At 61.4% G+C, this 23,198-nt stretch carries 21 protein-coding genes and 1 pseudogene; 6 read left to right on the top strand and 16 right to left on the bottom strand.

Annotation, left to right across the window (positions count from 1 at the left end):
• Nucleotides 1–42: 42 nt before the first annotated feature.
• Nucleotides 43–636 carry a TetR/AcrR family transcriptional regulator gene (locus ACNPNP_RS11135; RefSeq protein ID WP_448966077.1) on the top strand — a complete coding sequence of 198 codons (594 nt, stop codon included), beginning with the start codon at nt 43–45 and terminating at the stop codon, nt 634–636.
• A 668-nt stretch (nt 637–1,304) separates the two neighbouring features.
• On the opposite strand, the pseudogene ACNPNP_RS11130 reads toward ACNPNP_RS11135, so the two are convergent.
• The 6 genes and pseudogenes from ACNPNP_RS11130 to ACNPNP_RS11105 all read right to left on the bottom strand — a co-directional run.
• A pseudogene (locus ACNPNP_RS11130) lies at nt 1,305–1,851 on the bottom strand (IS1634 family transposase); the annotation flags it as partial.
• Nucleotides 1,852–1,910: 59 nt separating this feature from the next.
• Nucleotides 1,911–2,051 carry a hypothetical protein gene (locus tag ACNPNP_RS11125; protein ID WP_448966176.1) on the bottom strand — a complete coding sequence of 47 codons (141 nt, stop codon included), beginning with the start codon at nt 2,049–2,051 and terminating at the stop codon, nt 1,911–1,913.
• A 118-nt stretch (nt 2,052–2,169) separates the two neighbouring features.
• On the bottom strand, nt 2,170–3,252 hold the full coding sequence (locus ACNPNP_RS11120; protein WP_448966076.1) for a phosphotriesterase family protein: 1,083 nt from the start codon (nt 3,250–3,252) through the stop codon (nt 2,170–2,172).
• A 14-nt stretch (nt 3,253–3,266) separates the two neighbouring features.
• The gene (locus ACNPNP_RS11115; protein WP_448966075.1) at nt 3,267–4,151 is read right to left on the bottom strand and encodes an amidohydrolase family protein; all 885 of its coding nucleotides are present in this window, start codon (nt 4,149–4,151) and stop codon (nt 3,267–3,269) included.
• Nucleotides 4,148–6,073 (bottom strand): flavin-containing monooxygenase, encoded by a 1,926-nt coding sequence (locus ACNPNP_RS11110; RefSeq protein ID WP_448966074.1) that lies wholly within the window; start codon nt 6,071–6,073, stop codon nt 4,148–4,150. The genes ACNPNP_RS11115 and ACNPNP_RS11110 overlap by 4 nt, the downstream gene beginning before the upstream one ends.
• Before the next feature lie 23 nt (nt 6,074–6,096).
• Nucleotides 6,097–7,797 carry an ABC transporter substrate-binding protein gene (locus tag ACNPNP_RS11105; protein ID WP_448966073.1) on the bottom strand — a complete coding sequence of 567 codons (1,701 nt, stop codon included), beginning with the start codon at nt 7,795–7,797 and terminating at the stop codon, nt 6,097–6,099.
• Nucleotides 7,798–8,084: 287 nt separating this feature from the next.
• Here ACNPNP_RS11105 and ACNPNP_RS11100 point away from each other — a divergent pair, with 287 nt between their 5' ends.
• Nucleotides 8,085–8,768, top strand: a complete 684-nt coding sequence (locus tag ACNPNP_RS11100) for a TetR/AcrR family transcriptional regulator (protein WP_448966072.1) — start codon at nt 8,085–8,087, stop codon at nt 8,766–8,768.
• 229 nt (nt 8,769–8,997) lie between these two features.
• On the opposite strand, the gene ACNPNP_RS11095 is transcribed toward ACNPNP_RS11100, so the two are convergent.
• Entirely contained in the window at nt 8,998–9,315 is a 318-nt protein-coding gene (locus ACNPNP_RS11095) for a helix-turn-helix domain-containing protein (protein ID WP_448966170.1), read from the bottom strand.
• Nucleotides 9,316–9,494: 179 nt separating this feature from the next.
• On the opposite strand from ACNPNP_RS11095, the gene ACNPNP_RS11090 reads away from it, so the two are divergent.
• On the top strand, nt 9,495–10,439 hold the full coding sequence (locus tag ACNPNP_RS11090) for an aldo/keto reductase (RefSeq protein WP_448966071.1): 945 nt from the start codon (nt 9,495–9,497) through the stop codon (nt 10,437–10,439).
• Here the strand turns inward: ACNPNP_RS11090 and ACNPNP_RS11085 are convergent.
• Nucleotides 10,381–11,118, bottom strand: coding sequence for an OmpA family protein (locus tag ACNPNP_RS11085; RefSeq protein ID WP_448966070.1), 738 nt, complete (start codon nt 11,116–11,118; stop codon nt 10,381–10,383). The two genes, ACNPNP_RS11090 and ACNPNP_RS11085, sit on opposite strands and share 59 nt — an antisense overlap.
• 600 nt (nt 11,119–11,718) lie before the next feature.
• On the opposite strand from ACNPNP_RS11085, the gene ACNPNP_RS11080 reads away from it, so the two are divergent.
• Complete coding sequence (locus tag ACNPNP_RS11080) at nt 11,719–12,627, top strand: arginase family protein (protein ID WP_448966069.1); 909 nt, start codon at nt 11,719–11,721, stop codon at nt 12,625–12,627.
• Nucleotides 12,628–12,638: 11 nt separating this feature from the next.
• On the opposite strand, the gene ACNPNP_RS11075 is transcribed toward ACNPNP_RS11080, so the two are convergent.
• Nucleotides 12,639–12,746: a hypothetical protein gene (locus ACNPNP_RS11075; RefSeq protein WP_448966068.1), complete on the bottom strand. Its 108-nt coding sequence runs from the start codon at nt 12,744–12,746 to the stop codon at nt 12,639–12,641.
• Nucleotides 12,747–13,150: 404 nt separating this feature from the next.
• Nucleotides 13,151–13,345, bottom strand: coding sequence for a hypothetical protein (locus ACNPNP_RS11070; RefSeq protein WP_448966067.1), 195 nt, complete (start codon nt 13,343–13,345; stop codon nt 13,151–13,153).
• Nucleotides 13,346–13,908: 563 nt separating this feature from the next.
• Here ACNPNP_RS11070 and ACNPNP_RS11065 point away from each other — a divergent pair.
• Complete coding sequence (locus tag ACNPNP_RS11065; protein WP_448966169.1) at nt 13,909–15,090, top strand: thiolase family protein; 1,182 nt, start codon at nt 13,909–13,911, stop codon at nt 15,088–15,090.
• A gap of 386 nt (nt 15,091–15,476) precedes the next feature.
• Here the strand turns inward: ACNPNP_RS11065 and ACNPNP_RS11060 are convergent, their stop codons facing one another.
• From ACNPNP_RS11060 to ACNPNP_RS11035, 6 genes are all read right to left on the bottom strand, one after another.
• The gene (locus tag ACNPNP_RS11060) at nt 15,477–15,698 is read right to left on the bottom strand and encodes a hypothetical protein (protein WP_448966066.1); all 222 of its coding nucleotides are present in this window, start codon (nt 15,696–15,698) and stop codon (nt 15,477–15,479) included.
• Nucleotides 15,699–15,936: 238 nt separating this feature from the next.
• Nucleotides 15,937–16,911 carry an alcohol dehydrogenase catalytic domain-containing protein gene (locus ACNPNP_RS11055; RefSeq protein ID WP_448966065.1) on the bottom strand — a complete coding sequence of 325 codons (975 nt, stop codon included), beginning with the start codon at nt 16,909–16,911 and terminating at the stop codon, nt 15,937–15,939.
• A 73-nt stretch (nt 16,912–16,984) separates the two neighbouring features.
• Nucleotides 16,985–17,755, bottom strand: coding sequence for an IclR family transcriptional regulator (locus ACNPNP_RS11050; RefSeq protein WP_448966064.1), 771 nt, complete (start codon nt 17,753–17,755; stop codon nt 16,985–16,987).
• Nucleotides 17,752–18,588 carry an ATP-binding cassette domain-containing protein gene (locus ACNPNP_RS11045; protein ID WP_448966063.1) on the bottom strand — a complete coding sequence of 279 codons (837 nt, stop codon included), beginning with the start codon at nt 18,586–18,588 and terminating at the stop codon, nt 17,752–17,754. Before ACNPNP_RS11045 ends, ACNPNP_RS11050 begins: the two co-directional genes overlap by 4 nt.
• Complete coding sequence (locus tag ACNPNP_RS11040) at nt 18,585–20,390, bottom strand: ATP-binding cassette domain-containing protein (protein ID WP_448966062.1); 1,806 nt, start codon at nt 20,388–20,390, stop codon at nt 18,585–18,587. The genes ACNPNP_RS11045 and ACNPNP_RS11040 overlap by 4 nt, the downstream gene beginning before the upstream one ends.
• Nucleotides 20,387–21,331 (bottom strand): ABC transporter permease, encoded by a 945-nt coding sequence (locus ACNPNP_RS11035; protein WP_448966061.1) that lies wholly within the window; start codon nt 21,329–21,331, stop codon nt 20,387–20,389. Before ACNPNP_RS11035 ends, ACNPNP_RS11040 begins: the two co-directional genes overlap by 4 nt.
• A gap of 323 nt (nt 21,332–21,654) precedes the next feature.
• Between ACNPNP_RS11035 and ACNPNP_RS11030 the strand changes: the two genes are divergently transcribed.
• A complete protein-coding gene (locus tag ACNPNP_RS11030; protein ID WP_448966060.1) occupies nt 21,655–23,175 on the top strand; it encodes an ABC transporter substrate-binding protein in 1,521 nt (506 codons plus the stop codon).
• The last annotated feature ends 23 nt before the right edge of the window (nt 23,176–23,198 follow it).

Raw genomic sequence — 23,198 nt, 5'->3', positions numbered from 1 at the left:
TCATCATGATCCCGCGGAAAGAGTGCATACACAATGAGTTCGTTGCGTGAAGCGCAGAAAAACCTGACAAGACAACGCTTGTTGGACGCTGCGGCAGCACTGTTCACAGACCGTGGCTATCACCCAGTGACGATAGATGACATCGCCACCGCCGCGGGTACAACGCGTCCCACTTTCTACGCGCACTTCACGTCGAAGGCGGACGTCACCCGCGCCCTGTGGAACGAAATGGTTGAGCTGCCAAGTCGCCAGCTATGGGACGACGTGGCAACGATCGTCTCCACGATTCCCACTCACCCCGAACTATTACGGGCATGGCTCGAGCAGCTCATGGACTACTGGTGGGAAGAAGGGCCAATCATCGTCGCGTTGCGTGAAGCGAGCATCATCGAACCTGGCATCAAAGAGCGGCGCGACACGGCACGGGAGACCATCACGGCGACTATGCGTCACTCGATGGCGGCCCCCACCGCGATGACCGACTCTGAACGCGCGATCCGAGCCCTCGCCGCCTTCGAATTGCTCACCCAGATCTTTGATGCGTGGGTCGGTGATGTGATTCCCCACGAACGCGATTCAGTTATCAAGACCGTGCTTGACGCTTGGACTGCTCTGCTGGCGCCCCCTGCGCCGTGAACGGTGTTGACGACTAATATCTCAACGAGCGGACCGTGCTCGCGTCGCTAAGTACCCGCGCATCGGATGCACACTGCAAGCGGCCGGTGTAGGCGACGTTTGCCTCGCCTGGAATCTGAGAAGCGAACCACGCTCCAGCGGCCCAGCAAGGGCCCTGTCCGTGGAGGGCGGGGCCCGGTCAGCGTAGGCGCTCGCCTGCACGGCGGTCTCAGAGACGATGGCGTCGGGCCTGTGTCGTTCTGACATCTGCAGGGCGGTGTGGTCGCGATGACGAGTTGTGGCCCGTAGGCGGTGTTGCGCCGAGCTCGTCGTCGTGTCCGTCGATGTCGTGCAGTTCGTGGGCGTAGGCCGATTGGTGCCGACTACAGCTTCTGTGAAGCGCGTTGGAGCGCGTCCCCGCAGACGCTATCCGTTGGGCGCCAGAGATTGCGAACCGTCGGTTGATCACGGTGAAGGGAACCACGTTCGCCTCAACGTGGGGTCTTGAACAAAGTCTGGGTCGACGTTGGCGTCGAATCGTTCGGGGGCGGCGGCGACAGCCCGCACTTCTTCTGGCAACAGACCACCTCGTTCAGCGAGCGCAACGAGTGAGTCGAGATCATTGAGGGCACCACTGTCGCTAGGTATCCGTGAAAGAGGGGAGTCCAGCACAGGGCTCCTCTGATTGACAGTGGTGCAGTCGTAGAGCACGACGGTGAGCGGGCCGTTCCGGGTCGCGTGCGCGTAGGCGGCTTCGGCGAGCTGCGACCGCCAGTCCTGCTCCACGGCACGGGCGAGGGTGCGCCACACCGTCGACAACGACGGCGCGGCAGGGACACCGAGCTCGCCCCACACCCGCAGCGTGTCCGCCTTGCTCGTCGGCTCCACCACACGGGCGAGGACGAGCCTGCGGAACGTGTCGTTGCCGACCGTGTCGAACCCGAGCCGGGCATACGCCGCCTCGAGGACATCCCACAGCACCCGCGACCGCGACCCCGCCACCGTCGGCGCCGCTGTGACCGGCGGGACCGCGCCGAGCTTGTCAAGATCGAACGGAACCCGCCCGGACAGCTCGCCGATCCGTTCCCGCGCGATCGCGAGCAGCACCGCGAGTTGCTCCTCGCCATGCGCGGAGCCGACGTGCTCTACGATCGTGCGGACACCACGCGTCTTCGACACGATCTGCACCGCCGTCGCCTTCGACGACGTCACGACCTTCCGCACGAACAACCCCACCGAGGCAGTCTAGAAGCCACCCGCTATTGCCCCGCACGGGCACCAACACCCCCGGAAAATCAAGGCTCAACGAGCCGCGAGCCCCGAAATCGATTCAACGTGACACGATCCAGGTTCGCGGTCGACGGGTACTCGGCCCGGTGCTCGAGCACGAGCCGGACAGCGCGCTCACGCAGCGCGGAATCGATCTTGTTCGGCATGATGACATCCAATCAACTCAAAAGGACGCGGCACCAAACTTGGGACGGTTCATATCGCCTACTGCGGTGAAAACCAAGAGGATCGAGGGAGCTGTCGTTACGGTCGGCGGCGTCGTTTCTAAGGGGAATCGCTCCCAGGAATCACCGTGAGTGCCTCGCGCGGGTTATCAATCACGAGCTGGTTGATATCGTCGCGCGTCCACCCCTTACGCTTCATATCGGGGATGACGTTCTCAAGGATGTGCGTGTATCCCGGCCCGCCATAGTGGGAGAGATAGACCTTCTGACAGATGTCCTGCGCGATGAGCAATCGCTCACGGTATCCTTCGCGCATCAGTCCAGCCATAGAAGACAATCGCCCAGCGTCATTTGGGCGATCGAAATCGCTGAATGCATAGTAGCTGCTCTCTTGTCCAAACAAATCAAACTCCAGGTAGCAGCCGGTTTTTGCGAGGCGCACCATATCGGCCAACTCGGAGATGGTGCGGTCGATGTGAGACATGATCGTCCGAGTTGGGTCGCCGCCCGCGTCCTCTACAATCTGCATTGCATCGAAGGGGCCTTCTACCGTACGCCCAGGATGTATTTGCACCGGCAAACCTGTGCGGACTTGAGCCCGTACCGCTGCTCGCAGCACCTTGACCTCATCGGGGTGAGGGTTGGTGCTTAAGCCGACCTCGCCGATGACGCCCGGGCGAATGCCCGTTCCGCGCACTCCTTCGAACGCTTCGCGCACGAGGAACTCTTCGATTTGCTCCTCCGACGCCCCGGCGACGGTGGAGGGGTGGTAATTCTGAGTGTAAAAGCCCGAACCCATAATCACGTTCACTCCGGTAGCGCGAGAGATGCGCGCGAGTGCCGCCGGTGAGCGCCCCAAACCGATAGGCGTAGACTCTACAATCGAACGTCCTCCCGACTGGTGGAATCGTGCGAGTTCGTGAGTAGAGAGATCTTCGTCGAGCATCGTGAGGTTGTCGACATTGACGACATTTCTGCGAATCCAGTCATAGTTCTGCGGTGTTACCGGCTCCTTCGTACGCCCTCTCGTCGCTGCATCCAATTCGACATCCAAATCATCGCGGCGTAGATCCGATGCATCCACCTCAGCGTGTCCGACAATCTTCGAAAGGTCGCAGATCAAGTGTTCGTGGGTTTGAGTAAATCCCAGCTCGTTCGGATCAATCGGCCCGAGAACCGTCATGACATGTCTCATGACTATTTGGGCACCTCCATGCCGAGCAGGCGGCGAGCATTGACTCCTAGAAGCCGTGCTACTACTTCTGGCTTGAGGTCGCCGGCTTTCCACTGCGCCACCGAGTCCTCGATGGGGATGACTGGCCAGTCGCTCGCGAAGAGAATCTGCTCGGACACCAAGCTGTTCATGAACCGGTGCATGATCTCCCATCCACTACCCGATTGCATGACGTACTTCGGAGCGAGACCGCCGAACTCCGCATACACGGTCGGGTGCTTTCTCATCACCGCCACCATATCCGCAACCCACGGCCAGCCGGCATGGCTTGCTATGAGCACGAGCGCAGGAAAATCACACGCCACTCTGTCGAGTTGCAGCGGATGGTCGTTGGAAATCGGCATGTGCCTCGTATAGTTGATGCCTGTGTGAACCGCGACGGGGAGACGCAACGACTCGGCTCGACTGTACACCGGGTAGAGGCGTCGATCGTCGATAGGCATGTCGGCAAACGATGGCTGGAAGGTCACCCCGTGAAGCCCGAGTTCAGCGACTCGATCGACCTGCCGCACGGCGCGTTGAATATCGAGAGGATGTAGGCTTATCGTTCCAAATCCCGAGAATCGGCGCGAGTTGCTGGCCACGATTTTGGCGACTTCTTCGTTGTACTGGTCGGCAGGATCTCCCGTCTCGTACTCCGCATGGACGATAGCGTGATCTACTCCTGCCCGTCGCATCGCGGCGTCGAGATCCGACAGTGTAGCCGCGCTCTTCTCCGAAAGTCCTAGCACGCGATCGTACTGCTCCAGGTATTCGCGGGGCAGTTCGCTGACCGACTGCCGCGGACGTGGAAGCCGCACTCGGGCGTCGATGATAGGGGTACTGATGCTCTCAAGCGGCTCGGTCACTGCGCTGTCCTTCTTACGACGATAAGGTCATCCATGTTCGGTTCGCGAAGACGCTCCCAGTAGTCATTCATTCGCATCGGATTCACAAGGATCACCTCGCCCTTGGTATTACGCGCATAATGGATTGCACGTGTTTCTCGAGCCCACACTGTGTCCTTCATCAGCGCCGAGACCTCCTCGTTCCATCGACGAAGCGCGGTTTCGGTCGGTTCGAGTGACGCGGCTTCTCCGCTTGCAATAAGTCGCAAGCACTCGATGATGTAGTTGCCGACCGCCTCAACAATCAGATTGTGCGCGCCTCCGTGTCCTTCCGACGCATGCGGCCCCGACGTTATGAAGAGATTCGGGAAACCCGGGACCAGGCATCCGTTGTAGGCGTTCGGGGAATCTCCCCAGACATCGCTAAGCAGACATCCATCCTGTCCCTCGATACGCCAACCTGATAGGTACTCGAGGTGAAATCCTGTCGCGTAGACGATTACATCGAGCGGATGACGAACGCCGTCGCCGTCTAGGATCCCCTCTGGCGTGCCTCGGCTGACGCCACTCGCGATAAGGGTGCAGTTCTCGCGCTTCAACGCATCGAAGTAGCCGCCTGGATCACGAACCGGCCGTTTCGCCAAGGGCGGGAACGGTGGCGTGAGCTTCGCCTTTAGATCCGGCCGATCGGGGAAGCTCTCTTCGAGATATCGCATGCACGCTTGCCGGAGGGCATCGTTCTGTGCATTAATGGAGTCTCCACCGTGCTCTTGCACCCAATTCTCGTCGAATCGGACCAAGTCATAATTGGCGTCCCCGGCGGGAAGGTAGGCGTGCAGACGTGCCCAGTTTGCGTAGAGCGGCACGTTTTTTAGCAACCAACGCTCACTCTCTCCAACCATGGCCCTGCCATCGCTCGGCATGACCCAGTGAGGCTGACGCTGGAAAACCACGAGCGAGGAGACTTGGTCGACAACACTGTCGACGATCTGTACGCTCGTACATCCCGTCCCCACCACTGCGACCCTTTTGCCTCTCAAGTCGACCGAATCGTTCCACTCTGAGGAGTGGAACGATTCGCCTGAGAAAGAGTCAATGCCCTCAACTTCGGGGAGCTTTCCGCGGTTCAGGTAGCCGGCAGCAGTAATCACCGCGTTGGCGACTGCCACCTTCTCGACGTCCTCCTCGGTGTACGACACCCGCCATACAGAGCTAGTTGCGTCCCACACCATCCCCGTGACTTCGGCACCAAATCGGATCTTCTCGGTTACGCCATGCTTGTCGGACACGTCGCGGAGATACTCCTGGAACTCATCGCGTTCCGGGTGCGAGTAGACCCATTCGGGGTTAATCTCGTATGAGTACGAGTAGAACTTGCTCGAAGTATCGACGCCGGCTCCTGGATACGTGTTGGTCCACCACACGCCTCCGACCCCGGACTCCCGCTCAAGGATTTTGTAGTCGATTCCGCCAATACCCAGCGCCACGCCCATGTGAATACCGGTCATACCGGCGCCGATGATGATGACCTTAAAGCTTCTTCCCGATGAGTCTTCGCCCAGCGGTGTTTGCGGAAACGATGGCCTCAGTCCTGCCTGCTCGCGGAGGTACCCGACCGACTCGATCGGGGCCTTGCCAGTGAGTGCGGTGGCAATAGCGAGGAACGCGGCGTCGTCCAAGTCAGCTGTTGATTCTGAATTGGATCCATCCTGAAGAATCGCTGTTGCTTCCCGGTGGAGACTCTCCCGCTGGTGCTCGGCCAACGACGACGCGGGGCCATGAATCGTGTGTGCGTAGGTGAGGAACGGCGCGTATCGTTCCAACAACTTACGATCCCCCGTTAGGCTGACCAAAGTGGCTATCAGCACCGCCGGGTCGGCATTGCGGAGATGCCCCTCAGCCTCTTTGAATAGCTCATTGTCAATTCTGGTCACGCTGTCCACGTTCCCTTCCTTCACGCGATTGTTCATTTCTCACTCACCACGTATGCCTTGTCAAAAATAATCTGGTTAAAGCTCGGGCCTCCCTGCAGTCCGCGTACGCCTTCTGCGGTCACGAGCGCATTCTGGATCCAGATCGCTACCACGGCGGGTATGTCCCTATTCCACGCAGCTTGCAATTCATCAAGAGCAGCGGCTGTCTCCTCGCCCAGAGGTGCCGACTTCAACTGTCGGAGCGCAGCATCGATGGCGTCCGAGCCAAATGAGCCCGCATTCGAAGGGCTATCGCTACGGTACCCATCGAGTCCGCAATATGGACATGCGGGGCTGAAGGTGAGACCTGCATTGGCAAGTTCAAATTCACGCATAGTGTAGTACCGCTCAATCCACTCGGCTTGTGGGAGCATTTCGACATCCATATCGAAACCAGCCGCCTTAGCCATTGCTTGTTGAAGAATCCCCATATTCTCGCCAAAGGGGCTGCGGTTGATGATGTACGAGAATTCGATCGGCTCAGTTTGCGCCGACTCGCGCAACTCCTGCGCGATAGCTGGGTCGTAGGGGAGCGGTTTCGTCTTTGGTCCATCAACATAGCTAGGTGGAACTATCCCCGTGCTCGGAATGCCGAGGCCATCCAGCAGTCGTTCATTCGTCAGCTGCGGATCCATCGCGTGTGCGAAAGCTACTCGTGCGCGAACGTCATCGAAAGGAGCAACTGCGGTGTTGAACACGATAGGACTTCCGACGACACCGAACTCGTAGACGGACGCTCCGTCCCAAGAAATTGCTCGACTTAGTACGGAAGTGTCGTAGGCGTGGAAGACGTCGAGTTGACCTGCTTCGAATGCTTCGGAGTCAGAAATCGCATCATTTGTACCGAAGGTGAGCTCGATGGTGTCAAGACAGACCGGTCCGCCCCACCAGTCCGCTTTGCTGGAGAGCTCGATGGCATCGCCCGGAAGGTACTGCGAAAGCGTGAACGCGCCAGCACCCGCGTTCACCGGCGGCGCCATGGCGAGTGATTGCGAGTCGACCGTTGCCAGAACGGCTGGATTGACGATCATTCCGACGTTCTGGGTGAGCAGCCAGGGGAAGGTTCCCCAAGGTTCATACAGAGTGAAGACGACCGTCTTTGAGTCTAAAAGCTCGATCGATTCGATCTCGGCTACTCGGGGTGAGTAAGCCGAGGGGAGATCGGGGTCAAGATACCTCTCGACGTTGAGCTTTACGGCTGCACTGTCGAGCGGCGTCCCGTCGGGAAATCCCACGTCATCACGAAGAGTCAAGCGCCACTGAGTAGCGTCTTCGTTTGGTGTGATCGACTTTGCCACCGATCCAACGAATTCATTATCAACGCTCAGCGTCAACAAGGTGCCGTAAATCGCTCCCGAGGCATTCACATTGGCCTGCGCCACTGCGGGATCAAGTCCGGCTCCCTCTGGGCCGCTGCGCACACGCAAGACGCCACCAACTTTATCTTCTGAGCAAATGTCAGCCGCCGAATCGGTGAGCGAAGCGAGTTCGAGACTCGCAGTGGGTGCAGGCTGTGGAGGGGCTGTATCGCCACTGCCATCGCAACCTGACAGGAACAAAACCATGACTGCGGCTGCCACTGCCGTCATCTTCACGTTCTTTATACCGCCCATAAAAACACCTTCCACTTCGTCGGATGAGCAAGGTCGAACTCGTCGGTTGGTTCCAAGGATGTTATCCAGATCCTGACGCATGAGTCAATCGATCGATCGATTAAGTAAAATGCTTGCTCTCTAACCACCTCTGTGCCGACGCTCAACTTGGGTGCGGAGCGGCCTTGGTGCGCCAGCGCACCGCGCGACTCCCACCGCTCTGCGGGCTCGCCGCCCCACGCGTCCGGATGCAGATCGACGTGGCAAACGCCGAACCAACTCAGTCTCGACCTCTGATTCACTACACTTGTTCCAGACGCTCCGGTTGCCAACAACGCGCGTGGGCGAAAGCGCGGACGCCTCATGCGCGCGTTCGGGAAGGAATCTCGATGGCACAGAAGAAGCGAAGGGCATCAAGCGACAGTGAGACTCGGCTGCGTAGCGCAGCAGTCGAGTTGTTTGGAACCAAAGGGTACGCGGCGACCGGTATTCGCGATATCGCACGCGCGGCCGGAGTGACAAGCGCAAGTCTCTATCATTACGCAAGCAATAAAGAGGCGCTCCTCGCGGGCATCATGCAGGAGGGGCAACAGCAGCTCAACGAAGAAGCCACTCGCCACCTCCAGGACGCCAATCGCCCGGAAGATCGCATCGCCGCTCTTGTGTCAGGCTTGACGATGTCACACGCCGCTAACCCAAGCGCCAGTCGAGTGATCGATTCAGAGATCCGCTCACTGCAACTCGGATCCCCTCAGCGCCAGGCTGTGGTTGAATTGCGCGACGCGTACGAGCATATGTGGACACAGGCTCTCGCCGACGGTCAGACCGAAGGCGTCTTCGACATCACCGAACCCCGTATCGCGAGACTTGGGCTGCTCAATATGTGCATGGGGATGCATTCCTGGTATCGCACTTCTGGTGAGTTGAGTGCCGTGGAAATGGCCGGAACCTTTGTCGACCTTGCGCTCGGTATGGTCCGTGCCTCACGCGGCGGCCATCCCATCCGTAGCGACGACGTCAAGCCGATAGACCCTGCGACGGTTCGTAGGCTTCCTTTCGAGCCGATATCTTGATCTGCGTCCGATAGTTGGAAACGGATATCCATCGCTGTGCTCGTCGCTGACGCGGCTGTCTGCTGAAGGTATGCGAGTCGGTGCGTGTGCCGGAATGCCCGTGATCATCATGACAGGACGACGGCGCGACCCCCCTGCGTTCTCAATGCCTACATGATCTCCATGCCGCATGAAGAAGTGTTCGGCGTTCCTCAGTTGACCAATCTCGGAGTGTGCTGGGCGGCAGCGGTCAAGTTCTTTCATGCAGGCTTTCGTCCACGAATTTGTGACGATCGGTAATTCTGCTCCGTCTTGTGTAGAACGTTGTTCGTCGCTCGTTGGAGGTTGTGGCCCTGGAGACGAACGCGACGGCCATTCCTGAGGGTGTGTCGGCCGACACCCTGTCGGCGAACGAGGCCAGCTGATCGATGACATCGTCAATCAGACCCTGTCTGCTGCCGAAGCGGTGATAAATGGTTCCCTTGGTCACTCCCGCCCGCTCCGCGATGCGCTCCAGCGGCGTCTCGAGTCCGTTCGCCCGGAACAGTTCCATCGCCGCAGCCCGGATGTCGTCGTAGTTGCGCAGCGCGTCCCGCCGTAGAGGCTTGCTGTTCGGGCTCAGTAGCTCATTCCTCTCCGGCTCTCATTCGGAGTACCTGACCCCGAGGGCTGAATTCGACCCGCATGTCAAGAACGTTAACATGAGGTTTACTCCCATCAACGAAACCGTCTGTGAGGACCTTGCTCGTGCACACTCGCCTCTTTGGTACGAACGGCCCTGAACTGTCAATCATCGGTCTGGGTTGCAACAACTTCGGGATGCGGCTGGATGCTGTGCAATCGGCGGCTGTGGTGCATGCTGCCCTCGATACGGGGGTGACACACTTCGACACCGCCGAGATGTATGGCGACGGCTTGTCAGAGGACTTCCTCGGGCGAGCTCTCGCGGGGCGACGCGACGATGTCGTCATCGCCACGAAGTACCTTCCTCGTCCCTCGGGTGAGCCCTACACCGCGGGGGCGCTGGCGCGACGCATCCGGGAGGGCTGCGAAGGCAGCCTCCGGCGGCTGGACACGGATCGAATCGATGTCTTCTACCAGCACATCCCCGATCCCGATGCGCCCATCGACGAAGTCCTCGAAGCTCTTGACGAGCTTGTCCGTGACGGCAAAGTTCGCCACATCGCCCAGTCCAACGTAACCGGCGCTCAGATCGACCTCGCCGCGCAGGTAGCGGGGGAGCGGTCGCTGGAATCGTTCGTCGGGGTGCAGACGCAGTGGAACCTGCTCGAACGCGATACCGAAACCGAGCTGATCCCGGCCGCCCGGAGGCACGGCCTGGGAGTCATCCCCTACTTCCCCCTGGCCTCAGGGCTACTCACCGGCAAGTACCGCCGCAACGAACCCCTCCCGGCCGGCAGCAGGCTCGCTACCGATGGCACGGGGCCTGCGGCGACGAGCGCCGTGTTCGACAAACTGGAGGCGTACGAGAACTACGCCGTCTCCCGGGGATGCAGCCTGGTGGAGCTGGCGATCGGTTGGCTGCTGGCCCACCCGGAAGTGCGCTCGGTCATTGCTGGTGCAACCACCCCGGACCAGGTCCGCACCAATGCAGCCTCAGCCACCTGGCGGCTCAGCGCCCAGGAACTCGAGGAGATCTCCGCCCTCGAACACCTCCCAGCCGGGAGGTAACCGGTCCGGATTGCACGGCGTCACGCGCTCTCGTGAGTACGGATCTATTTCGGGGCAGGCATGGTGCTGCGGCGGTGAGGATCGTCCTGCTGACCTCGGCGATACCCTCGATCTGCTGTTCGTTAGGGGCATCTTGCGCGAGCAGTCGAACGGTCGAGATGCTCAGCTCGGGCCCACCATCACCGATGATCTGAACCTCCGCGTGGGGGATGCCTGCGGCGAGTTGCCGGGCGGCAGGGAGGTTGGCGCGTTGGCGGTGGTCAGAGTGCGGCGGGGATGAAGGTTTCGACGGGGATGAAGATCTCGACGGGCGGTTGAGCTGGCGTCCGGCGGGGTTGTCCTCGCTGTCGATCTCGTTCGCGGCGACGGGGCGGGGCTCGCCGTGCCCCGCTGACGTGAGTGCGGTGGTGACCTCGGCCTTCTCGAGTGCGACGACGACGGATGCGGCGCGATCCTCGGAGAGTGCCTGGTTGTCAGAATCGAAGCCGATCGCGTCGATGTTGCCGGAGACCACGGCAGAGGTCATCTCGTTGGTGCGCACCTCGCGCAGCAGGTCGCGCAGTTGCGCGGGACGGGTGGATCCGGTGCCGGTGCGTTCGGTGAAGGCCGTGGCATCGGGTACAGCGCGCGCACTTGCTCGCGGGGGAGGCCGGCGAGCATCGCCTACTCGGGCCCTCAAGTGCGCGGGCAGGCGCACGCCGACTTCGGGTGACGAGAGCGGAGAGCCGCGCGTTCCTCGACGATGGAGAGCACGTCGCGCCCTGCCATCGCGGCCAGATGTGCGCTCTCACGATCCCGTCGGCGAGGGTGGCGAGCAGCGGCCGTCCGAGACGGGAGAGAGGTTCCTGTCTGGCGTAGCCGCCGGCGAGTTCGGACGCCGACGTGCCGAGAGCCCAGCGGCGCTCCTGGGCGGGGTGCACGACGAATCCGCGCTCCTCCACCGTCGCGAGCAGATGGTAGAGGATCGAGCGCGGGATACTGAGGTCGCGCGCGGGGGGCAGATGCGGCGATGGGCCCCGCGCGCCTCGCGAGGTGGCGCAGGATCCGCAACCTCTGATCGGCCGCGGGCACTGCACCGCGTGGGCGCGACCTGATGCTTGTCTGGGATCACAGACAGATGATCGTACATGCGCTCATCGCGAGTCTATGCGCGGGTGTGGAATCGAGGCATGACCCAACCCATCCGCATCGGCACCGACGTCCTCACCCCCACGCAGGTCGTTGCCGTAGTGACGGAGAAGAGCAGCGTGGGGAGCGAGACAATAGCGCGAGGAGGGCGATGGTGAATCTGCCGGGCGATGAGCTTTGGCCGCGGGCGGGCGAGTGGCCTGAACTCCGCGCGGGGGAGCGGGCAGATGCTGTGCTGCTGGGCGTTCCGACCTGGCGCACCTCGCTCTCGCCGACCGGCGCCCACGCAACACCGTCGGCGATCCGCGAGATGCTCCCGAGGTACAGCGCCACGCTGATGGGCCCGCCTCGGGTCGACCTGAACCAGGCGCTGCGTATCGCGGATGCGGGTGATATTGCCGAACCCGACGGCGATGCCGGCACCTTGGCCACCGTCGCCCGGGTCGTCGAGCTCGCTGCGCACAGTGACCTCGTCGTCGCGCTCGGCGGCGACAACTCCCTCACTTATCCGGTGGCACGGGGAGCCGGTGCGACCGGGCTCATCACGATCGATGCGCACTTGGATCTGCGCGATGGGGTCTCTAACGGCTCGCCGGTGCGCCGGCTCGTCGAGGATGCGCCTGGCTCGGAGCGCATCGATCCGGCGCGCATCGTGCAGATCGGTATCGCAGACTTCGCCAACTCCGCTGCTTACGCGTGCCGCGCCGCGGACTGGGGCATTCGCGTCATCACCCTGGACGAACTGCGACGTCGTGGCACCGTGGATGTCGCCGCTGAGGCACTCGAGGTCGCGGGCACAGGCGACATGGCCAGAGTCCATCTCGACGTCGACCTCGATGCCGCCGACCGTGCCGCAGCGCCGGGGTGCCCCGCGAGCGTTCCGGGTGGGCTCGCCGCATTCGAACTGCGCGCGCTGGTGAGGGCGATCGCCGGCGGAGACCGGCTCGTCAGCGCCGACATCGCAGAGGTTGATGCCACGGCGGATGTCGCAGACGGCCGCACCGTCAGACTCGCCGCCCTGTGCGTGCTCGAACTGCTGGCCGGTCTCGCATCCCGCTGAATGCGCCTGTCTCAGGCGCCGGGAATGATCGCGTGAGCGATCGTGAAGATCGCCAGTCCCGTGCGTGCGCCGACCACCGTGCCGTTGCGGCCGATGTACTGCAGGTCGCGCCCGACCATCAACTCGATCTTCTCGGTGGCCTCGGCCGGGTCTTAGCGCTCGGCGGTGTCGGTGATGATCGAGGCGATGTCGTGCCGGCAGCGGTCGACCAGGAGTACAGCGCCCCTGACACCCAGGTGTCGACTCGACGCTGTAGCGCAGTATCCGTTGTCAAGCGCTCGCCGACCTCTTCGATTGCCGCAGGCTCAGGCTACTCTGCGGGTCGGCGAGGGTGGTGATCAGGCCGGTCGTCGCGGTGTTCGGGCCGCGGCAGCGAGTGCACCTACGTGGGGGCTGTCGAACAACGACGATTTCCATTCTCGAACCGGATCGCTCCACACAATGGTCCCTAGACGGGAGATGTAGCCGTCAATCGCAATGCGGACCGGATGCCGAGGGTCGGACCGCACGGCATCGACGAACTTCACCGCCTCATAGTAATCCGTGTCGTCGACGAAGCCATCTGCGAGTCCTGGAACCCAGGAGGGTGGCGTCGTGACACCAGTCCGCTGAAGGCATGGCTGTCGGTGGCGACCGTGTCGGCAGCGAAGCCGACGGTGCCGTGGTGGGCGTCCGCCTCGACGATCTTCTCCAGCCAGGCGCGGCCGGTGGTCTCCATTCGGGCCGCACGAGATGCTCGCGGGGGAGATCGGAGATCAGATCGCGCAGGTCGTCATCGATGAGCGCGTTCAGTACGCGATCTCGTCCTTTCGTGTCGGATGATCGCGGTGTACGGGATCGGCAGTTCCAGCAGGCGGCGGAATAGGGCCGACCCTGCATGAGGACGCCACCGTCTTCGAGACCGCGTACTCTGCTGGCCACGAAACGCCATCCCGCCCGGTGCTGGTGCCCGCACAGGAGCGGTAGCGGACGGGGGACAATTCAGGGTGAGTTCCCAGCGCGCGTAGGGGGACCCTGCCTGACCCGCTTTTCTGTGGGCCGTCCGGAACTTCGATCAATCTCCGTGAAGATGGAGCGATGTCTGTGTGGCGAGGATGATCTGTAATAAGGCGGTCGAGAGTCGAGCCAGGCCCTATACTGACGAACGAGCGTTCGGTAACTCCATTGCCGAACTCGTCTGTGAACTGCACCGTCGAAAGCAGAGACATTGCAAACTATGAGCCGAACATCGCTGCCCGGGGTGGGCAGCACAGAAGAAGTGGCAGGACGATGAGATCCTCAATGAGCGAAAAGGTGGCCGTTATTGCGGGCGCCCGCACGCCGATCGGGAGGTTTGGTGGCGCGTTCAGAGGGACACCTGCTCACGAACTCGGAGTCGCAGCCACCGTCGAAGCATTGCGTCGATCGGGACTTTCACCCGACCGTGTCGGAGAAGTAGTGATCGGCACCATCGGCCAGGTCGCCTCCGATGCGTACATCTCACGGCGAATCGCGCTGGGTGCGGGTCTCGACAACAACACCCCAGCATTTACGGTCAACCGGTTGTGCGGGTCGGGACTGCAGGCGATCTGGTCGGGCGCTCAGGAATTGCTCTGGGGCGGCATCGATGTCGTCGTCGCTGGTGGCGCCGAGAACATGACGCGGATGCCGTTTTACGACTTCAACGCGCGTTTCAACGACCGCCTGGGCGACCGCACACTTGTCGATGGCACGGTTGGGATTCTCACCGACCCGTTCTCGAATCGCCACATGGGATTGACGGCAGAGAACGTCGCCAAACGGTTCTCGATCTCGCGTGCCGATCAGGACGCCTTTGCGCTCGAGTCGCAGCGACGGGCAGCCACCGACGCGGCGCGTGCGGTATTCGCCGAAGAGATCGTGACGGTGACCACTTCGGGTCGCCGTCCTATGGTCATTAGCCAAGACGAGCATCCGCGCTCTGACACGACGCTGGAGATCCTCGCGGGGCTCCCGGCGGCGTTCCTCTCCGGCGGGACGGTCACGGCGGGGAACGCGTCGGGTATCAACGACGGCGCGGCCTCCGTGGTGCTGATGCGTGAGGCTGACGCTCGCGCCGAGGGCGCACCGGTGCTCGCCACGATTGAAGCGGTGACGACGGCAGCGCTCGAACCCGAGATCATGGGGTACGCGCCGACGCTGGCGCTGAAGAAGCTCTTCGTGCAGACCGGCCTGACCCCTGCGGACGTATCGGTGGTGGAGTTGAACGAGGCTTTCGCTTCTCAGGTCATCGCGGTGATGCGCGATGCTGAACTGGATCCGGAGCGCACGAACCCGTACGGCGGAGCGATCGCCCTCGGGCATCCCGTCGGCGCGACGGGCGCGATCCTCACGTTGCGTGCCGCGATGGATCTGCAGCGCGGCGGCGGCGAGTACGCGGTCGTTACCATGTGCATAGGTGGTGGCCAAGCACTCGCCGCGCTGCTCAAGCGCGGTGCTGCCTAGACCTGGGATTAGGCAGTATTCTTCCAACTAACTAGGGCTGTGTGGATCAAGTGGCTTCGCGTCGGACTAAGGACGTCTTGAACGGTGACGTGGCATGAGATCTCCGACGAGGTCTGGTCTGTGAGGGCCGAAATGTCGTCGAGCGGTGCTTCAACCGGCTTAGGCAGTGGCGCGGGATCGCGATGCGCTCAGACAAGCTCGCCCGCGAGTACCGGGCCGCGTTCAGCCTCGGCGCGACGCTGAACTGGATCAAGACCGACCTCGTCTCTCCCCGCTAGACTGCAACCCCTACAGGGCTCCGCCCAGTCGCACGGTCGGCGCGTCGGCATGGTTCCAGAGAAACAGCACAAGGTGCCAGAGTCCCGAGCTCTTGCGCGAGGGGTCGATCAGTTCCTTTGTGCCGACCTCGAGGAGACGGTCGTGCACCGCCCACGACGAGGGCGTTCCTTCGGCAGCGGCGATCTCTCGCCAGGAGTGACGGCGTCGGCGAGGTCGATACCAGCCGTCTCCAGCGCTTTCGCATCGCGCAGATCGACGATGCCAGATGCCTCGACACCGATCTCGCCGATCTCAAGCGCCACCGGCCTGGCGTCCTTGTGAGCGATCATCGCGGTTTCGATACCGTCAACGGTCGAGGTCCAGATAGCGCGTCGGCTCGTGCGCCCGCGAGTAGTGGCTCACCAGACGCGATTCCGCGATCGCGAACTGGCGGAAGTTCGGATCAATCGCTCGATAGAACGTTCCCCGGATCACAGAGACGAATGCCGGTTCGATGCTTGTCGCTATGCCAGCATCTCACCCCACGCGAACCCCCGCGATCCGGAAGCGGAACTTGATCAACACGCCCTATGCGACATAGACCGCTTTGCCTGCCAATCGTCGCTCGGACAGAGCAGTGAGGGCTGCTGCGACCTCTGCGAGGGTAACCGTGTGCCCGACCATCGGGTCAAGTTTTCCGACCGCGACGAGCGACAACAACTCTGCGAGTCCGGTGCCGAGCCGTTCCTGGTCTCGGTCATTCCCGCGGGTGTACGCGGCGCCAAGTGCTATCTCATGGGTCGAGGGTCCGATGGAAAAGGGCGGGATAACGGAAATATCGGGACGCCCTGCTGTTGTCGCAATTCTGCCACCGAAGCGTAGGAGTGTGGCGTTTGCCGTCGCTGACTCACTGTTGATCGTGTCAAGGATCGCATCTACGCCATCCCCGTTGGTTATCCGGCGAACCTGTTCAGGTATATCCTGCGTTTCGAAGTCGAGGAACTCATTTGCCCCGAGGTCATAAACCCGATCAGCATTCCGTGCGGAATCGGTGGCGATTGTTTGTGCCCCACGCGTGTTGGCGAGTTGCAGCGCATAGCCGCCGACTCCACCGCCTGCCCCCGTGATCAAGGCGATATCCTCATCGGTCACCTGCAGTCGGCGAATCGCTTGGAGGGCGGTCAGGCCGGCAGCGGGGATCGCGGCGGCGTCGGTGAATGACACGCCGTCTGGAACGTGAGTTGTCGCGAGCTCGGAAACCACCGTGTGCTCGGCGAATCCGCCGCGCACACGGATGTCGTTGTGAGCGACGACACGGTCACCCACGGCGAAGCGAGTGACGCCGGGGCCGACTGCATCAACAATGCCAGCAGGATCCAATCCAAGCACGGCGGGCCATTCCCATTCGATTACTCCGTAGTGTGCGCGTTGAAAGTCGGAGGGGTTGAGGCCGCATGCATGCACAGCGATGCGGAGCTCTCCCTCTCCGGGGATCGGTAGCGGAAGTGAGTCAATTCGAAGCGTATCCGGTCGGCCGGCCTTCTCGAGGATCAGCGCTTTCATCGTGTGGCTCCTTCTGTTCGGGATCGGTGCGGTCTTAATAGAATTCTGAAATGGGAAGCTCTCCGTGTAGGAGCTAGTTGTTCCCGTAGAGGCGTCGACTCAGCATGACTGCGGCATCCTGCGCCATAGCATGCATGGTCGTGGTCTGGTGCGTCGCGTCGATGGGCCATGTGATTGCGACTGCCGCGGTCGGCCATCCCGTGTGATCAACAATTGCCGCCCCGACCGATCGCATGCCGGGGGTGATCTCCCCTTCCTCGCTCGCTATACCGGTTTCTCTGATGCGACGCAGGAGGTCGCGGAGCTCACGCGGTGACTTGGGGCCTAGGCGAGTTCTGTCTGCGAACGTGCTCGCGTGCGGATACAACGCGCGCACCTGATGCACTGGGAGCAGCGCGAGCATGGCCTTTCCTGATGCGGTGAGGTGCGCGGGGAGGCGAACTCCGACATCTGTGACGAGAGCGGGTCGCCGCGGCGCACGTTCCTCAACGATGTAGAGGACATCGTTTCCGAGGAGGACCGCCAGGTGAGCGCTCTCGCCCGAACGATCGGCGAGTGCTGCAAGTACGGGGCGCCCAAGCCGCGCAAGTGGTTGTTGACGCGCGAATCCCCCCGCGAGTTGGAAGGCCGTCGTACCCAGACCCCAACGGCGCTCTCCGGGTAGGTGGACGACATAGCCATGCTGTTCGAGCGTACGAAGGAGTTGGTAGGTGGTTGACCGAGGTATCGTCAGTTGCGTCGACAAGATGGTCGCTGCGACTGGCCCCCGCTGTTGTGCCAAATAGTTGAGGATCCGTAACGTCTGATCAGCGGCCGGAACGGACGATCCACCCGCTGGCGTCATGGCGACTTCCTACGCCCTTCCGCCCGCAGCGCGCGGCGCGCTTCCCGTTGCGCCGACTGCCGGATCGGATCGGCGACAAGGTTCGACGCCCAAAGCCTGCGAGTGTACTCGTGAGTCGGGCGATCGGTGACATCGGTCGACTTGCCTTGTTCGACGAGATCCCCGCGGTAGATGACGCCTACACGATGACTTATGTAACGCACGACCGCCAGATCGTGCGAGATGAACAGGTACGCCACCCCTGTACGCTGCTGGATTTCGATCAGTAGCTCCAGCACACGACGCTGCGTGGACAGGTCGAGAGCTGAGACTGGTTCGTCGCAGACGATGAGCCGTGGATTCAGGGCGAGAGCTCGAGCAATGGCGATGCGCTGGCGCTGTCCGCCGGAGAAGTCCCGTGAGTAGCGGCCGAGGGTGTTCGACGGCATGGCGACTTGGTCGAGAAGATCCTTGACCCGGGCGTGCGCGTCAGCGCGGCGTACGCCCTGAGCGATAAGTGGTTCGGAAAGGATGTCCCGGATGGTCAACGATGGGTTGAGCGATGAGAACGGATCCTGGAAGATCACCTGCATCTCTCTCGCCAACGATCGGCGAACTCCAGCACTAGCGTGGGTGATGTCTTTGCCGTCGAATGTGATGCTCCCGGAACTCGGCGAGACCAGGCCTAGTATCGCGCGTCCAAGCGTCGTCTTTCCTGAACCGGACTCCCCGACCAGTCCATAGGTCTCACCGGGGGCGATATGCATGGAAACTCCGTGCAATACCTGGTGTCGATGACGGCGACTCCCGTAAGCGACTGTGAGGTCGCTCGCCTTCAGCAGTGGGTTGGTCATCGGACATCACTCCTTTCGATTCGAGCCGGTTCGTCATCGAGCAATGCCGCAAGAAGCATTTGCGTGTACTCGTGTTGGGGCTTCTGGAAGATCTCCGATGTGGGACCAGACTCCACGACCTCGCCTTGCCGCATCACAACGACGCGGTCGCAGATGTCGGCGACGACGCCAAAGTTGTGCGTAACGATCAGTACGCCCATATTCTGCTCCTGTTGAAGATCTCGAATAAGATCGAGCACCTCGGCCTGCACGGTCACGTCGAGTGCGGTCGTTGGCTCATCTGCAAGAAGGAGGGCAGGGCCGCAGGCCATAGCACCCGCGATGAGGACACGCTGAGCCATTCCTCCGGAGATTTCATGTGGGTAGGAGTCGAACGTGCGTTGAGGGTCGACGATCCCCACGCGATCGAGCATAGAGACGGCGAGCGTGCGAGCGGCCCTCTTGCTCAGAGTGGTTTGGGCTCGCAACGCTTCGACGAGTTGGAAGCCGATGGTGAAGGCTGGATCCAGGTTAGCCATCGGATCCTGGGGGATATAACCGATCTGACTTCCGCGGATTCCGACCCATTGCTTCGACGTACGCCCGAGCACCTCTTTCCCGTCGAACTTGATGGACCCCTCAAGAGCTATCGCGTTCTGTGGAAGGAGACCGAGCGAGGCGAACACCGTCTGAGTCTTGCCGGAGCCTGACTCCCCGACCAGTCCGACGACTTCACCGGCCGCGCCCTGCAGGTTGACGTCTCGCACGACGCGGTTGAGTCGATCGTTGCCGATGTAGGCGATTGTCAGATCGCGGATATCGAGCAGTGACTTCGCCGAAGAGTCCGCCGTAGCCGTAGCCGTAGCCGTAGCCGCCTCGGCACCTTCGAGCGCCATCAATCGTCCTACCCGCCGCTGGCGTTCGCGCGCGCTGCTTGCGATGTCGCGACCCTGAAGGGTGTCCCTCAGCGCAGTTCCGAGCAGGATGAATGCTGCTGAGACAAGGCCTAGTGCAAGGGTGGGCCACCATACCTGGGTAGGCGCCTTGTAGATATTGTTGAACGCGTCCGTGAGCATCCCGCCCCAACTGGGTACTGTTGGGTCTCCTAGGCCAAGGAACTCAAGACCTGCCTGGATTCCAACCGCGGCGCCCGCAAGGAACGAGGTCATGATGATGAGTGGCCCCCGAACGGCAGCCAGTACGTGTCGTCCGATGATCCGTCTCATTGGCAGGCCCGACACGCGTGCGGAGTCGACGTAGAGCTCGTTCCGTACGGTGCGGGTGAGCTGTCGAACCATCCAGAAGAAGCTCGGGGCGATCAATGCGCCCAAGACTGCCATGGCGACTGTCATCGAGGTCCCGATGAACGACCTCAGTGCGATGAGGATGACGATCGCGGGAAGCGTCATGATGACGGAGAACAGCCACGAACCGATGGCGTCAATGGTCTTACCGTAGTAGCCGGCGATCAATCCTGCTGTCACGCCGGTCAGTGTCCCTACTCCTGTGACGATGAGGACACCGAGCAGTGCTCCCGGCGCGGAAGCGATCAAGCGGCTGAGTACGTCTCGACCGTAGACGTCACCGCCGAGTAGATAGGCGGAGCCGCTGAATGCCGGCGCGTTCGTGAGCGAGAGATTTACCTGATCAGGTGGGAAAATTGTCAGCCACGGTGCGGCGATGGCGACGGCGACCCAGGCAAGCAGGATCAACATCGAGACGACAGCAAGAGGATTGCGCAGAAGCAGAGACAACGCGCTGCGATTGGTTACGTCGCCGAGCGTCTCGGTGGGTGTCGCCACGCTGGGAGGGAGCACGGTCATGACAGCCTCGCTTTCGGGGTCAGGAGCCCATTGACCAGGTCGACGAGCAGGTTGACGACGATGACCACGATCACCATGTAAGTGACGCAACCAAGGACCAGTGGGATGTCACCAGCGGTTCCGCCGAGCAGGACGGCTTGCCCCAGTCCCGGTAGTGCGAAGACGCGTTCCACGATCACTGCGCCGCTGAGTATGCCGATGATCTGGAGAGAGAGGATCGTCAGGGCGGGCGCTCCGGCGTTGCGGAGAGTGTGCCTGAGCAGGATGGAGCGCTCAGACACTCCTCGTGCGCGCAACATACGGATGTAATCGAGCTGGAGGGTGTCTCTTACCGAGCCGCGCAGTTGCTGACCCACGGCAATCACGTTGCCTGCCGCGATCGCCACCGCCGGGAGGGTGATCGTCGTGATCCAGCCCCACAGTGATGTTTGAATCGGTATGAAGCCAGTCGCTGGAAAAAGTCTCAACGTCAGGCTGAAGGTTATGACGAGGAAGAGAGCCAAGAGGTAGCCGGGTATGGCTTGAATCGCAACAGAGATCACCTGGAAGAACCGATCCACTGTCCCACCCAGCACAGCTGCGCCCATGCCCAGGAGCAGCGCAAAGAGCACGGTGAGGATCACGCTGGCGAGGAGCAGGCTTAGCGTGACCGCGAGCCGGTTTCCGAGCATGTCGGAAACCGGCTCTCGCGTTGCGAATGATGTACCGAGGTCTCCGGTGAGGAGACTCAGCAACCAGTCCAGGTACTGCGTGTAAAGAGGCCGGTCGAGACCGAGTTCCTCAACCTTGGCGTTGATCTGATCCGGAGTTGCGTTCTGACCCAGCAGGCCGTGCGCGATGGCGTAGCCGCCACGGAAATTGAAGAGCGCGTAGATGAGCGCAGTCACAACGATGAACACGACGACACCGTTGAGTAGACGTTTAAGTGTGAATATGAGCATGTCAGCTTTCGGGGAACGATGGAGGCGCGCTGCATTCAGGCAAATTTGGAGATGGCTTGCACAGCTCGACCAACCGGGTGATCGTTTCCAGAACTGTACTCACTTCCCTGTTTCTACTACGTTTCAAGGGTAGATTGTCTGAAATACCGGACGATTGTTCGTTTGTTACCTAGGGGCAACCAGACCCTCGTCGGTAGCGTGGCCAATCAATCACAGCAGCGTGGCGGGGTTCACCGTACTGTCGGTATCGCGCCACAACGTTCAACGAGCGATCGCGTCGGATCGTTTCTCCAAGAGAGAGAGTTCGCATGGCACGGAAACACATGAAGCTCGCGGCATCGGTGTTGGTCGCAGGTCTCGCGCTGGCGGGATGCTCGGCCGGCGCCGAGCAAGATGCAGGGGATGACGAGGGGTACGACGTTGCCAAACTCGGCGTCTGGTGGTCGCCGGGAAGTGTGACATGGGATCCCGCGAATACCCAGTACGTGGGCACGCAGCATGTGCTTTGGCATGGCATCTACGAGACGCTGTTCCTCCCGGCTTTGGACGGAGGCCTTGAACCAGGACTTGTGTCGGAATGGGAGTACGCGCCGGGCAACACGGAGCTCACCCTCACTCTCGAAGAAGGAGTGACCTTCACCGACGGTGAGGAATGGGATGCGGCTGCCGCGAAGGCAAACCTGGAGTATTGGCAGACCGAGGCATCGGCGACTCAGCCGTACTTCGCTAGTGTGTCGAGTGTCGAAGTCGTTAACGACAGGACGCTTCTTCTGCGCCTGTCTGCGCCGACGTTGGATCTGATTACGAACCTCTCGTACTTCCCGATCGCGTCTCCCGCGACGCTGGGTGATCCTGATCTGGCAACGGCGACGCCCGTCGGTAGCGGTCCGTACATCCTGGATGAGGAGCGAACCGTATCGGACGTGAAGTACACGGTAGTGCGCAATCCGGATTATCGTGATCCCGATAAGTACAGCTATGACGAGATCGAATACGTTGCGCTCTCGGATCTTACGGCCCGCCTGAACGCCTTGAAGAGCGGCGAGGTGGACGGTGCCGAACTCGATACCACTGTCTACGATGAAGCGGTCGCAAGCGGGTTCACGGGTTATGCCTTCTCGAACTTCTGGATGGCGTTGTCTGTCAACGACATCAACGGCGAGATGATTCCCGCGTTGGGTGACCGTCGAGTGCGACAGGCAATGGCACACGCCTTCGACCGCCAAAGCATCATCGACGCGCTTGTAGCCGGTATCGGAACCCCCAGCGCCCAACTGTTCGCGCCCGGTCAGCCCGAGTATCTGGACCTCGATCCGCAGCCGTACGAATACGACCCCGCCAAGGCGAACGAACTCATGGCCGAGGCCGGATATGCGGATGGGTTCGATCTGGTCATTCCGGCGCGAGACGGGCAGACAGGTGCATACGAAGCTATCGTGCAGCAGTCTCTCGCGGAGATCAACATCCGGGTCACCTACGAACAACTGCCCGAGTTCAGTGACTTTTGGACCGCTTGGCAGAGTAGCGACTACCCGGTGTTCTTGATCGGAAACGCCTACACGTCAACGGTGCCCGACTTCGTGCGCCCGGATGGTTTACTTAATCCTTGGAAACGTTCCACTCCTGAGGTTTCGAGCATTTTATCTCGGATGGATTCCGGCACTCCCGATGAGTCGGCAGAAGCGAGTGCTGAACTCGGTGCCTACCTTCTTGACGAAATGTGGATGCCGTCGATTAGCCAGCTATCGGTGGTCTATGGCGCATCAGACAAGTTTGCGCCTGTCGAAACGACGAGCTCTCGTGCGTTCTTCGATTTGAGAAATCTGCGTCCTGCAACCGAGTGAGCCGTGAGCGGGGCTCCATCAGG

The organism is Microbacterium xerophyticum, from assembly GCF_053543555.1.
Note: the sequence above shows the minus strand (reverse complement) of the source record. Positions and strands in the feature narration are given on the sequence as shown.